This is a genomic window from Streptomyces sp. NPDC024687 (assembly GCF_055559055.1).
Genome location: NZ_JBVHLJ010000012.1, coordinates 1 through 11,781, shown reverse-complemented (window position 1 = coordinate 11,781; position 11,781 = coordinate 1). Strand labels below are relative to the sequence as shown.

The 11,781-nt window shown below is 71.2% G+C and carries 14 protein-coding genes; 13 read left to right on the top strand and 1 reads right to left on the bottom strand.

Going from position 1 to position 11,781, the window contains the following annotated elements; translation table 11 throughout:
- Positions 1-6: 6 nt before the first annotated feature.
- From ACZ39I_RS35340 to ACZ39I_RS35305, 8 genes are all read left to right on the top strand, one after another.
- Positions 7-174 carry a hypothetical protein gene (locus ACZ39I_RS35340; protein WP_467248998.1) on the top strand — a complete coding sequence of 56 codons (168 nt, stop codon included), beginning with the start codon at positions 7-9 and terminating at the stop codon, positions 172-174.
- A gap of 74 nt (positions 175-248) precedes the next feature.
- A complete protein-coding gene (locus ACZ39I_RS35335; RefSeq protein ID WP_467248997.1) occupies positions 249-863 on the top strand; it encodes a DUF2637 domain-containing protein in 615 nt (204 codons plus the stop codon).
- A 19-nt stretch (positions 864-882) separates the two neighbouring features.
- Positions 883-1,068: a mobile element transfer protein gene (locus ACZ39I_RS35330; RefSeq protein ID WP_329441926.1), complete on the top strand. Its 186-nt coding sequence runs from the start codon at positions 883-885 to the stop codon at positions 1,066-1,068.
- Positions 1,069-1,084: 16 nt separating this feature from the next.
- Positions 1,085-1,459, top strand: coding sequence for a hypothetical protein (locus tag ACZ39I_RS35325; protein WP_467248996.1), 375 nt, complete (start codon positions 1,085-1,087; stop codon positions 1,457-1,459).
- A gap of 92 nt (positions 1,460-1,551) precedes the next feature.
- The gene (locus ACZ39I_RS35320) at positions 1,552-1,731 is read left to right on the top strand and encodes a hypothetical protein (RefSeq protein ID WP_467248995.1); all 180 of its coding nucleotides are present in this window, start codon (positions 1,552-1,554) and stop codon (positions 1,729-1,731) included.
- A gap of 4 nt (positions 1,732-1,735) precedes the next feature.
- Positions 1,736-3,157: a replication initiator protein RepSA gene (repSA, locus tag ACZ39I_RS35315; protein ID WP_467248994.1), complete on the top strand. Its 1,422-nt coding sequence runs from the start codon at positions 1,736-1,738 to the stop codon at positions 3,155-3,157.
- Entirely contained in the window at positions 3,154-3,342 is a 189-nt protein-coding gene (locus ACZ39I_RS35310; protein ID WP_280858053.1) for a helix-turn-helix domain-containing protein, read from the top strand. The genes repSA and ACZ39I_RS35310 overlap by 4 nt, the downstream gene beginning before the upstream one ends.
- A complete protein-coding gene (locus ACZ39I_RS35305; protein WP_467248993.1) occupies positions 3,342-4,550 on the top strand; it encodes a tyrosine-type recombinase/integrase in 1,209 nt (402 codons plus the stop codon). The genes ACZ39I_RS35310 and ACZ39I_RS35305 overlap by 1 nt, the downstream gene beginning before the upstream one ends.
- A 230-nt stretch (positions 4,551-4,780) precedes the next feature.
- On the opposite strand, the gene mtnA is transcribed toward ACZ39I_RS35305, so the two are convergent.
- Entirely contained in the window at positions 4,781-5,929 is a 1,149-nt protein-coding gene (mtnA, locus tag ACZ39I_RS35300; RefSeq protein ID WP_467248992.1) for an S-methyl-5-thioribose-1-phosphate isomerase, read from the bottom strand.
- A gap of 140 nt (positions 5,930-6,069) precedes the next feature.
- On the opposite strand from mtnA, the gene ACZ39I_RS35295 reads away from it, so the two are divergent.
- The 5 genes from ACZ39I_RS35295 to ACZ39I_RS35275 are packed head-to-tail and all read left to right on the top strand — an operon-like array spanning position 6,070 to position 11,641.
- On the top strand, positions 6,070-7,392 hold the full coding sequence (locus ACZ39I_RS35295; protein ID WP_467248991.1) for a DUF7847 domain-containing protein: 1,323 nt from the start codon (positions 6,070-6,072) through the stop codon (positions 7,390-7,392).
- A 4-nt stretch (positions 7,393-7,396) separates the two neighbouring features.
- A complete protein-coding gene (locus ACZ39I_RS35290; RefSeq protein WP_467248990.1) occupies positions 7,397-8,143 on the top strand; it encodes a DUF4129 domain-containing protein in 747 nt (248 codons plus the stop codon).
- Positions 8,140-9,342 carry a DUF4350 domain-containing protein gene (locus tag ACZ39I_RS35285; protein WP_467248989.1) on the top strand — a complete coding sequence of 401 codons (1,203 nt, stop codon included), beginning with the start codon at positions 8,140-8,142 and terminating at the stop codon, positions 9,340-9,342. Before ACZ39I_RS35290 ends, ACZ39I_RS35285 begins: the two co-directional genes overlap by 4 nt.
- On the top strand, positions 9,342-10,331 hold the full coding sequence (locus ACZ39I_RS35280) for an AAA family ATPase (protein ID WP_352391088.1): 990 nt from the start codon (positions 9,342-9,344) through the stop codon (positions 10,329-10,331). Before ACZ39I_RS35285 ends, ACZ39I_RS35280 begins: the two co-directional genes overlap by 1 nt.
- On the top strand, positions 10,331-11,641 hold the full coding sequence (locus tag ACZ39I_RS35275; RefSeq protein WP_467248988.1) for a DUF58 domain-containing protein: 1,311 nt from the start codon (positions 10,331-10,333) through the stop codon (positions 11,639-11,641). The genes ACZ39I_RS35280 and ACZ39I_RS35275 overlap by 1 nt, the downstream gene beginning before the upstream one ends.
- Positions 11,642-11,781 lie beyond the last annotated feature (140 nt).

Sequence of the window (11,781 nt, the reverse complement as noted above, 5' to 3'; positions counted from 1 at the left end):
TCGCTCATGGCACGCAAGACCACCAAGCCGAAGACCAAGCCCTGTCCGACCTGCAAGGGCACCGGTGAGGTCTCCCGCACCGTCCGCGTCGGCCGCAAGCAGCAAGTGGCCGGAGCGCAGACCGGGATCTGCCTGGCCTGCCTGGGTGCCTGCGAGATCCCCGCCGACGACTGAACTGCCGGGGCCGGGCGGCCGGACCTGCTCCCCGCCCCGCCCCCGGCCTGATCCCCGCGAAGGAGGTGAAGACCGTGCCCCGCAAGATCCACGTGGACGCTGTACTCATTCAGGCCGTGATCGCCGGTGCGTTGTCCTTCGCCCACCTGCACGACCTCGCCGCCGCTGCCGGACAGAGCGGATGGAAGGCATGGGCCTACCCGGTCTCCGTCGATCTGCTCCTGGTCGCGGTGTGGCGCCGGCTGCGTACCGAGCGCTCGAAGCTGGCCTGGTTCTGGTTCCTGGTCGCCCTGGTCGCCTCGCTTGGCGCGAACATCGCCACTGCCGGGCTGCTCGACCTCGACCACGTCCCGGCCTGGCTGCGCATCCTTGTCGCCGGCTGGCCTGCCCTGGCCTTCCTCGGCGGCACCCTGCTCGCCCACCAACCCCCCACTCCCGCAACGGAGTTGGCTCCTGAGCCGGTCTCCCGCCCAGCGCCGGTGATCGACCTCGACCGTCCCGAGGTATCCGCCCCGGCCCTCCCGGAAGCTCCGGCCCCGGCAGTGCCCCCGGCCCTGGTCGATCACGCCCGGAAGGTCGCCACAGAGCACCGGGCCCGCACCGGTGCCGAGATCGACACCGCCACCCTGCGCGCCCGGCTCGGCATCCCCGAAGACCTCGCCGGCGCCATCGCCGCCCAACTCGCCTGACTGACAAGGAGGTTCACCCGTGCGACCGAACCGCTTCTACGACCTGATCCGCATCGGCCCCGTCCGGGTCGGCACATTCAACAACGGCCGCGGCCAGACTCGCCACACCGCCGCCTGCACCGCCCCGAACTGCGGCTTCTCCACCGAGCACCGCGACCGCTCGGCCGCCGAACTCGCCGCCCGCACGCACCGCTGCACCGGCTGACCGGGAGGGCTGAGCGATGCAGTTACCCGAAGACCAGCTCCGCGCCGGGCACATCCCCAGCGAGATCTACCAGCGCATCCCGCCTGGCTCCGACCTGCGCAAGGTCGTGATCGTGCAGGAAGCCCCCCGCTCCTACAAGGGCCCGATCGTCCTGACCCTGGTCGTCGCCACGTCCGCCGTGGTCGTGCTGCTGGTGATCGCGTTCGTGGCGCAGATCGTCGCCGGTGCGGCCGTCGCGGTCCTGTCGGCCACCGGAGGCCTGAGCTACACGATCAACCGGGCCTCGAAGAAACGGGAGTTATCCCGCGCGGGCTCCCGGCGGCGCTCCCGCGCGCCGCGCAAGCCGGTTCGTTCCCGGCCGGTCCGCTCGAAGCACCGCTACCGCAAGTAGCACCCCCCGGGGCGGCCTCAACCGCCAAGTATCCGCCGCCCCGGACGGCTCGACCTCTTCCAGACCACTGATCCGAAAGGGCTCCACACATCATGCCTGTCCGCCTCACGAACCGCCCGGTCTGCCACCACTGCGACGACTTTCCCGTCGTCTCGATCACGACCGGCGCCCGCCACCCCGACGGCTCCCGCGTCCTGCTCCGCGTCGTCTGCCCCGCCTGCCAGGGCACCGGCCGCCCGCTGCCCGCCCCGCTCGCACACGTGGGGAAGTGATCGCGTGACCGACACCGCCACCGTGGCGGGCCTGGACCCGGCCACCCTCGCCGACGTGCTGAGGCTGGCCGGGTCTGACGGCTTCGACCGCATCCAAGACCAGATCCGCCGTACCGGCGGCTGCTCCGACCCGATCCACCTTCAGGGCTCGACGGTCACCCGCGACGCGGTCTCCGGACAGGTCCTGCACACCTACTCGACCGACACCGAGCCCGGCGGACGGCTCCGCATCGCGTGCGGCAACCGCCGCGCTTCCCGCTGCCCGGCCTGCGCCTGGACCTACGCCGGGGACACCTACCACCTCATCCGCGCCGGACTCGTAGGCGACCCGGCCAAGGGCACCCCGCCCACCGTCCGCGATCACCCGCGCGTCTTCGCCACCCTCACCGCCCCGAGCTTCGGCCCCGTCCACAACCGGCCCGGAAACCGGCCCTGCCGGTGCGGCATCCGGCATGGCGAGGACGCCCCCGAGCTGGGCACCCCGCTGGACCCGGTGACCTACGACTACGCGGGCGCGGTGTTGTGGAACAACCACGCCTCCGAGCTGTGGCGCTACTTCACGATCTACCTCCGCCGCGAGATCGCACGCCGGGCCGGACTGACCCAGAAGGCTGCTCGGGAACAGTCCCGGGTCTCCTTCGGCAAGGTGGCTGAGTACCAGAAGCGCGGGGCCGTGCACTTCCATGCCGTGATCCGCTTCGACGGACCGGACGGGCCCGATTCCCCGCCTCCGGCCTGGGCCACCCTCGGCCTGCTCACCGACGCGATCGGTGCTGCCGCGGCCCGCGTCGCGGTCGATGTGCCCCCGGCCCGGTACCAGCCGGACCCGAAGCAACCGGCGATCACACAACCGGCCCGCACGCTGCGCTGGGGCACTCAGCTCGACGTGCAGCCGATCGGCGCCTTCGGTCACGGCGAGGAAATCACCGAAGCGGCAGTGGCCTCCTACGTCGCCAAGTACGCCACCAAAGCAGCCGAGACCACCGGCACGGTTGATCGCCGCGTCGGCAACAAGGAAGCCCTCGTTCTCCTCGGCGTCCCAGACCATCCCCGCCGGTTGATCGAAGCCTGCCTGGATCTCCACGCGCTCTACCCGGACCGGAAACTGCGGGACTGGGCCCACATGCTCGGCTTCCGCGGCCACTTCTCCACCAAGTCCCGCCGCTACTCCACCACCCTCGGCGCCCTCCGGCAGGTCCGCGCCGACTACCGCGCCACCCAGCAACGCGAAGCCCTCGGCCTGCCCGACCACGACGACACGGAGGCAACCACGCTCACCCTCGCGCACTGGTCCTACGCCGGCCACGGCCACACCCCCGGTGAATCCTGGCTCGCTGCCAACATCCGCCGCGACATCCAGCACAACCGCGAGATCGCCCGCGAAGAACTACCCGCCCTGCTCGAACTGGAAGGAGCTGCCGCATGACAACTGCTCCCGCTGAGCTCCTGACGGTGGATCAGGTCATGGCGCGGCTCAAGTACGGACGGAGCAAGGTCTACGACCTGATCCGCTCGAAGCGGCTCGCCTCCTTCACCGAGGGGCGGTGCCGACGCATCCCGGAGAGCGCTCTTCAGGACTACATCCGTACCCAGCTTGAGGAGGCAGCCTGATGCCTCCACGCAAGCGGAACCCCAATGGCGCAGGAACGGTCACGAAGCGGGCTGACGGCCGCTACCAGGCAGCCGTGTACGTCCCCCAGCCGGACGGCACCACGAAGCGGAAGTACGCGTACGGCAAAACCTTCGAGGAGTGCGACCGGAAGCGCCGCGAGCTGATCGACCGCGCGAACGGCGGCATCCCGACGCCCACGAGGGACATGACCCTTGGACAGTGGTTCGACTACTGGCTTGAGATCATCGTCAAACCCAATCTCGCCTCAAACAGCTACCGGGCGTACGAGACCGCGGTTCGTCATCACCTGCACCCGCGTCTGGGTTCCAAGGTCATGTTGAAGCTTGGCGTCAGGGAGCTGCGAGGGGCCATGCAGTCGCTTGCAGAGGATCAGGGTGCCAAGACTGCCAAGCGGGCGCTACGGGTCCTCTCAGCGGCGCTCACGGCCGCCATGGTGGAAGACATCGGCCTTACCCGGAACGTCGCGAAGCTCGTACACGTCCGCGCGACCACCGACAGCGGCAAGAGCTGGGACGCCGTGACCGTGCTCCGCTTCCTGGCTGCGGCTCGTCGGCTCACCCCGTACTACCCGGCCTTCCTCCTGCTCTGCCTCCTGGGCCTGCGCCGAGCTGAGGTGTGCGGGCTGCGCTGGGAGAACATCGACCTGGACAACCGGGTCGTCTGGGTGGAACAACAACGGCAGCGCAGCACGACGGGCACGATCGACGACGCCGATCTCAAGACCGAGACCTCTAAGGCGCCTCTGCCGCTGCCCGCTCAGTGCATCGCGCCCCTGCGTTGGACCCGGATGCGTACGGCCTGGCTTCGCGAGCGAGCGGCCGCCAGGGGGCGCCCCTGGTTCGAGGACCCCGACGCACACGTCTTCGTGACCCGAACCGGCCGCCCGCTCAGCCCAATACACCTCTACCTCGTCCTACAACGGATCATCGAGAAGGAAGGGCTCAGCAAGATGAACCCGAAGGGGCTGCGCAAGTCGTGCGGCACGCTGCTGGTCCACCTCCGGGTGCACCCGAGGATCGTCAAGGCGATCCTTCGGCACAGTCGGATCTCGACGACCCTGGACATCTACGCTGAGGCTCTGGACCCGGACGTCATCGAGGCAGTGGGCCAGCTTGACCGGCTGCTCCGGCAACCGGCCCGGCTCCGGGAACTGGAGGCTGCTTCGGCCCTGGAAACCGCCGCTTGATGTAGCCGTTGGATGTCACGGCCCCTCGCCTCGCGCATCGTCGCAGGTGGAGGGGCCGTTGGCGTTGATCAGGGCGAGAGCATCCCATTCTCATAACAGTGGTGAAGGCAGTGGTGAGACAGCTCACCGACCAGTGACCTTAGTCGTACCCGACCGTCACTGTCTGCCTCGGCCGCCGCCGTGGGTACGAGCCGCGGATGTCGGGCGGATGCGTGGTGACTGCATCCGGGTCAGCTGATCGTCACCTCCCGGGACCTCGCACACAGCTCGGCAAGGGCCTCAGCCGTCACCGGCGACACCACGCCCTCCTCCGTCACGATCGCCGTCACCAGCTCCGGCGGCGTCACATCGAAGGCCGGGTTGTACGCCTGCGTCCCCAGCGGCGCCACCGGAATCCCGCCGCCCGCCTCGGCCCCCGCCACCGGCACCTGGGGCGCCACGATCTCGGTCACCTCGTGACCGGCACGCTGCTCCACCTCGATCGACGCCCCGTCCGGCGTGTCCAGATCCACGGTGGTCACCGGCGCCACCACGATGAACGGCACATGGTGATACCGCGCGAGCACCGCCAGGGGATAGCTCCCCACCTTGTTCGCCACCGAGCCGTCGGCCGCGATCCGGTCGGCCCCGATCAGCACCGCGTCCACCTCCCCCGCCGCGAACAGCGAGCCCGCCGCGTTGTCGGTCAGCAGGGTGTACGCCATCCCGCTGCGCGCCGCCTCGTACGCCGTCAGCCGGGCACCCTGGAACAAGGGACGCGTCTCGTCCACCCACAGCCGCCGCAACTGCCCCGCGCGGTGGGCCGCGAGGGCCACCGCGAACGCCGTCCCCTCACCGCCCGACACCAGCGATCCGGTGTTGCAGTGGGTCAGGATCCGGTGCCCGCCGCCCGGCAGCAATTCGCCCAGCAGCGCCAGCCCGCGCTCGGCCATGGCGACACTGGCCGCCGCGTCCTCCTCGTGCAGCCTGCGCGCCGCCGCCAGCGCCGCCCCGGCCGCCAGTTCCTCGTCACCGCTCTTGCCGAGCTCGGCCCGGTAGGCGGCCTCGGCTCTGCGTACCCCGACAGCGAGGTTCACCGCGGTCGGACGCGCGGCCGCCAACACGGCCGCCGCCTCGTCCACGTCGAATCCGCGCGCGGCGGCGAGCGCGACCCCGTACGCCCCCGCGATGCCGAGCAACGGCGCCCCGCGCACGGCGAGCGAACGGATCGCCTCCACCAGCGCGGACGCATCCGTACAGACGAGTTCGACCTCCTCGGCCGGCAGCCTCGTCTGGTCGAGAAGCACCAGCACGGGGCCTTCGGGTGGCTCCTCCCAGCGGATCGCCGGAATGTCGGTGGGCTTGCTGTCCTCGCCGGATTGCACGTACTGATCAGCCATGCGATCAGTCTGCCCCTTGTCCGCCGGAGTATTGAAGGTGTGCAGCGCATACCGCGGCTGGTCCTTCGCCGACCACCCCATGGCACGATGGCTGCCAACCTGCCGCCGCGACCGCGGACGGGCACCGTGAAGGAGCGACGATGAACGACACTCCGGGCTGGGCCTCGCCCGGATCCGCCCCGTCCGACGGGCACGAGCCCGGCGCGTCCGGTCCCGCCGAGCCCGCCGCCCGGCCCGACACCGCGAAGCCCGCGCAGCAGCCGGAGGACAACCCGCAGGACGCCGGCTCGAAGTGGTCCCAGGAGCAGCCGCCACCAGGTCAGTGGTCCGCCCCCACCGGCCCCGCCGCTCCCGGCCAGAGCCCCCCGCCCCCGCCGCCCGGCCCGGGCTGGGGCACGCAGCCCCCCGCCGGCCCGCCCGGAGGCTACAGCCCTCCCCCGGGCTGGGGCGGCGGCCACAACGGCTGGGGCGGCCCCCCGCCCGCGGCCAAGCCCGGCGTGATCCCCCTGCGCCCGCTCGGCGTGGGCGAGATCCTCGACGGCGCGGTCTCCACCATGCGCACCTACTGGCGCACGGTCCTCGGCATCTCGCTGACCGTCGCCGTCGTGACCGAGGTCCTCGTCATCCTGCTCCAGGGCTTGGTCCTGAACGACAGCGCGGGGACCGAGGCCCTCAACGACCCCAGCGCCAGCGCCGACGAGCTGACCCGCGCCCTGGGCGAGACCATGCTCGGCTCCACCGTCGTCTTCCTGATCTCCCTGATCGGCACGGTCGCCGCGACCGCACTGCTGACGACCGTCACCAGCCGGGCCGTGCTCGGCAGGCCGGTCACCACCGGTGAGGCCTGGCGCGACGCCCGCCCGCAGGTACCCAGGCTGTTCGGCCTGATCTTCCTGCTGCTGCTCATCACCTTCGGTTTGCTGGCCGTCGGAGCGCTGCCCGGCATCCTCGTGGCCGCAGCGGGCTCCAACGGCGGCGGTATCGCTCTTGCGATCCTGGGCCTCCTCGGCGCCGGCGTCGTCGCCCTGTGGCTGATGATCCGCTTCTCCCTCGCCTCGCCCGCGCTGATGCTGGAGAAGCAGAGCATCGTGAGGTCGATGAACCGCTCCACGAAACTGGTCCGCGGCTCCTGGTGGCGGGTCCTCGGCATCCAGCTGCTGGCCGGACTCATCGCCAACATCGTGGCGGCGATCGTCGTCATCCCCTTCACCTTCCTCGCCGCAGCGCTCAGCGGTGAAGGTGTCGGCGGCTTCGTCAACGGCACCAGCGACCTCGGCTGGACGTTCCTCATCATCAGCGGCATCGGCTCGGTGATCGGCTCCATGATCACCTTCCCGATCTCGGCCGGCGTCACCGTGCTCCTCTACATCGACCAGCGCATCCGCCGCGAGGCCCTCGACCTCGAACTGGCCCGCGCGGCCGGCGTCCAGGACTACGGCACCGGCCCCACTCCCGGGAGCTGATGCGGTGAACCTGCCGGGGGGAGTGCTCACCACGCTGCGCGCCGTCGACACCTCCGTGCTGTCACCGGCACGGTCCGCCGACGAACCGCCGCTGACAATCCCGCGCGACCCCGCGCGGGAGGCAGCCCGCCGCGAGCTGTCCAAGCGCATGTACCACGAGAACGACCCCAGTTGGTTCCAGCGCGCCCTCAACGCGTTCTGGGAATGGGTCGACAAGCTGTTCAACGCCGCCTCGTCAGCGGCACCGGGCGGACCACTCGGCCTGGTTGTCGTCATCGCCGTGATCGCCCTGGTCGTCGGCGCACTGTGGTGGCGCCTGGGCACCCCGCGCCGGGGACCCGCCTCCGCCACCGCCCTGTTCGACGATCGCCCCCGCAGCGCCGCCGACCACCGCGCGGCCGCCGAGGCACACGCGGCCCAGGGCCACTGGAACCAGGCCGTACAGGAGCGCATGCGCGCGATCGTCCGCGCCCTGGAGGAGCGTGCCCTGCTCGATCTCCGTCCCGGCCGCACTGCGGACGAGGCCGCCGCGGAAGCGGGCCGCGCCCTGCCCGCCCACACGGACCGGCTGCGTTCCGCCGCCCGGGACTTCGACGACGTCACGTACGGCGGCCGGGCGGCAACCGAGCAGTCGTACCACCGCATCGCCGAACTCGACCGCGACCTGGAACGCACCAAGCCGGTACTGGCCAACAGCACGAGCAGCAGCCACAGCGCGGACCACAACGCCCGCCAGGGAGCCGCCGAATGACCACCGAGGCCACGCTCCCGACCACTTCGGCCTCGCCCACCGCCCGCCAGGTGTGGACCCGCGCGCGAGGAGTCATACTCGCCCTCGTGCTGCTCCTCGTCGCGGCCGTGGCGATCGCGGCGATCCGCTCGACCGAGCGCCACGGCAGCCTCGACCCGCGCTCCGCAGACCCCTACGGCAGCCGCGCCGTCGCCGAACTCCTCGCCGACCGGGGCGTCGACACCCGCGTGGTCACCACCCTGGACCAGGCACGCGCCGCGGCCGGCCCCGACACCACGCTCCTGGTCGCCGTCCCCGACCTCCTGACGCACCGCCAGCAGAGCCGACTGCGCTCCGCGACCGCCGACTCCGACGGCCGCACCGTCCTCGTCGCCCCCGGCGGCTGGTCCGTCGAACGGCTGGCCCCCGGTGTCGTCGCGGACCCCGCCACCAGCCTGGACTCGACGCTCTCCCCCGACTGCCGCCTGCCCGCGGCCCGGCGCGCGGGGACCGCCGACACCGGTGGCATCCGCTACACCGTCACCGACCCAGGCAACGACGAGTGCTACCCCAGCGAGCGCCTGCCCACTCTGGTACGCCTCCCGGCGGCTTCCGGGGACGGCGACACCATCGTGCTCGGCGCGCCCGACATCCTCTACAACGACACCCTCGACGAGCAGGGCAACGCCTCGCTCGCCCTCCAACTCCTCGGTTCCCGCCCCCATCTGGTCTGGTACCTCCCCTCGCTCTCCGACTCCTCCACCGCCGACCCCGGCGAGGAGAAGGACTTCCTCGACCTGCTCCCCTCGGGCTGGCTCTGGGGCACACTTCAGCTCTTCTTCGCGGCAGCACTCGCCGCTCTCTGGAGGGCACGTCGACTGGGCCCGCTCGTGCCCGAGAAACTTCCCGTGGCGATCCGCGCCTCCGAGACCGTCGAAGGCCGCGCCCGCCTCTACCGCAAGGCCAACGCCCGTGACCGCGCGGCTACCGCTCTTCGCTCCACCACCCGCACCCGCCTCGCCCCCCTCGTAGGCGTCCCCGTCACCCAGGCGCACGCGCCCGAAGCCCTGCTCCCCGCCCTGCCCGGCCATCTGCACCGCGACGGAGACGGACAGTCCCTGCACTCCCTGCTCTTCGGCCCGCCGCCCGGCGACGACGCAGCCCTCATCTCCCTCGCCGACCAACTCGACGCCCTCGAAAGAGAGGTACGCCGTTCATGATGGACCCGACCACTGACAACGCCGGGACCACCGGGGACCCGGACACCGCCCGGGCCTCCCTGGAAGCCCTGCGCGCCGAGATCGCCAAAGCCGTGGTCGGCCAGGACCCCGCCGTGACCGGTCTCGTCGTCGCCCTCCTCTGCCGCGGACACGTGCTACTGGAAGGAGTCCCTGGGGTCGCCAAAACGTTGCTCGTCCGCGCCCTCGCATCCGCACTGGAACTCGACACCAAGCGCGTCCAGTTCACCCCCGACCTCATGCCCAGCGATGTGACGGGCTCTCTGGTCTACGACACCCGCAGTGCCGAGTTCTCCTTCCAGCCCGGCCCGGTCTTCACCAACCTCCTCCTCGCGGACGAGATCAACCGCACCCCGCCCAAGACCCAGTCCTCCCTCCTGGAGGCCATGGAGGAGCGGCAGGTCACGGTCGACGGCACCCCACGCCTCCTCCCCGACCCGTTCCTGGTCGCCGCGACCCAGAACCCGGTGGAGTACGAGGGCACCTATCCCCTCCCCGAAGCCCAGCTGGACCGTTTCCTCCTCAAGCTGACGATCCCGCTCCCCTCCCGACAGGACGAGATCGATGTCCTCACCCGCCACGCCGAGGGCTTCAACCCCCGCGACCTCAAGGCCGCCGGCCTACGCCCCGTAGCAGGCCCGGCCGACCTCGAAGCCGCCCGCGCGGCCGTCGCCAAGACCACGGTCTCCCCCGAGATCACCGCCTACGTCGTCGACGTGTGCCGCGCCACCCGCGAGTCCCCGTCCCTCACCCTCGGCGTCTCCCCGCGCGGCGCCACCGCCCTCCTGGCCACCTCGCGCGCGTGGGCGTGGCTCACCGGCCGCGACTACGTCATCCCCGACGACGTCAAGGCCCTGGCCCTCCCCACCCTGCGCCATCGCGTACAACTGCGCCCGGAGGCCGAGATGGAGGGCGTGACGGCCGACTCCGTCATCAACGCGATCCTCGCCCACGTCCCGGTCCCCCGCTGATGGCCCTCACCGGACGCGCCGCACTCCTCGCAGCCCTGGCTTCCCTCCCCGTCGGCATCTGGGAACCCAGCTGGACGGGCATCCTCGCGGTCAACGCCCCCCTGGCAGTGGCCTGCGCCTGCGACTTCGCCCTGGCGGCACCCGTACGACGGCTCGGCCTGACCCGGTCCGGCGACACCTCCGCCCGCCTGGGCGAGACGGCTGATGTCACCCTCACGGTCACCAACCCGTCCGGCCGCCCGCTCCGCGCCCACCTCCGCGACGCCTGGCCCCCGAGCAGCTGGCAGCCCGGCACGGAGGTGGAAGCCTCCCGCCACCAACTGACGGTCCCGGCCGGCGAACGCCGACGCCTCACCACCCGCCTACGCCCCACCCGCCGCGGTGACCGCCAGGCCGACCGAGTAACGATTCGTTCCTACGGCCCCCTCCGGCTCTTCTCCCGCCAGGGCAGCCACAAGGTCCCCTGGACGGTCCGCGTGCTGCCCCCGTTCACCAGCCGCAAGCACCTGCCCTCCAAGCTCGCACGCCTGCGTGAACTCGACGGCCGCACCAGCGTCCTCACCCGCGGCGAGGGCACGGAATTCGACAGCCTGCGCGAGTACGTTCCCGGCGACGACACCCGTTCCATCGACTGGCGTGCCACCGCCCGCCAGACATCCGTCGCCGTACGCACCTGGCGCCCCGAACGCGACCGCCACATCCTCGTGGTCCTCGACACCGGCCGCACCTCAGCGGGACGCGTGGGTGACGCCCCACGCCTGGACGCCTCCATGGACGCGGCCCTGCTCCTGGCCGCCCTCGCCTCCCGCGCCGGCGACCGCGTGGACCTTCTCGCATACGACCGTGGAGTACGCGCCCTGGTCCAGGGCCGAACAGCCAGCGACTTGCTCCCCTCGCTGGTCAACGCAATGGCCGCCCTCGAGCCCGAACTCGTCGAAACGAACGCTCGTGGTCTCACCGCCACAGCCCTGCGTACGGCCCCTCGACGCTCCCTGATCGTGCTGCTCACCAGCCTCGACGCCGCGCCCATCGAGGAAGGGCTGCTGCCCGTACTTCCTCAGCTCACCCAACGGCACACGGTCCTTCTGGCCTCGGTGGCGGATCCCCATATCGCCCGCATGGCCACGGCCCGCGGCGACACCGATGCGATCTACGAGGCCGCGGCCGCCGCTCAGGCGCAAACGGAACGCGATCGCACGGCGGAACAACTCCGCCGGCACGGAGTGACTGTCGTCGATGCGACACCGGACGACCTGGCTCCCGCCCTGGCCGACGCATACCTCGCACTCAAAGCAGCCGGACGCCTGTAAATAGAAGAAGGGGGCGCAAGGCGCCCCCTTGAGGAAAAGAACCTGAAACGCAGAAAACCCCCGTGCCGAATGGCACGGGGGTTTTCCCAAAAATTGTTCGGCGGTGTCCTACTCTCCCACAGGGTCCCCCCTGCAGTACC

Excerpts from the sequence above, each read along its gene's own strand:
- ACZ39I_RS35340 (WP_467248998.1), top strand. The coding sequence starts at position 7 with ATGGCACGCAAGACCACCAAGCCGAAGACCAAGCCCTGTCCGACCTGC.
- ACZ39I_RS35325 (WP_467248996.1), top strand. The coding sequence starts at position 1,085 with ATGCAGTTACCCGAAGACCAGCTCCGCGCCGGGCACATCCCCAGCGAG.
- ACZ39I_RS35320 (WP_467248995.1), top strand. The coding sequence starts at position 1,552 with ATGCCTGTCCGCCTCACGAACCGCCCGGTCTGCCACCACTGCGACGAC.
- ACZ39I_RS35310 (WP_280858053.1), top strand. The coding sequence starts at position 3,154 with ATGACAACTGCTCCCGCTGAGCTCCTGACGGTGGATCAGGTCATGGCG.
- ACZ39I_RS35305 (WP_467248993.1), top strand. The coding sequence starts at position 3,342 with ATGCCTCCACGCAAGCGGAACCCCAATGGCGCAGGAACGGTCACGAAG.
- mtnA (WP_467248992.1), bottom strand. The coding sequence starts at position 5,929 with ATGGCTGATCAGTACGTGCAATCCGGCGAGGACAGCAAGCCCACCGAC.
- ACZ39I_RS35295 (WP_467248991.1), top strand. The coding sequence starts at position 6,070 with ATGAACGACACTCCGGGCTGGGCCTCGCCCGGATCCGCCCCGTCCGAC.
- ACZ39I_RS35285 (WP_467248989.1), top strand. The coding sequence starts at position 8,140 with ATGACCACCGAGGCCACGCTCCCGACCACTTCGGCCTCGCCCACCGCC.
- ACZ39I_RS35280 (WP_352391088.1), top strand. The coding sequence starts at position 9,342 with ATGGACCCGACCACTGACAACGCCGGGACCACCGGGGACCCGGACACC.
- ACZ39I_RS35275 (WP_467248988.1), top strand. The coding sequence starts at position 10,331 with ATGGCCCTCACCGGACGCGCCGCACTCCTCGCAGCCCTGGCTTCCCTC.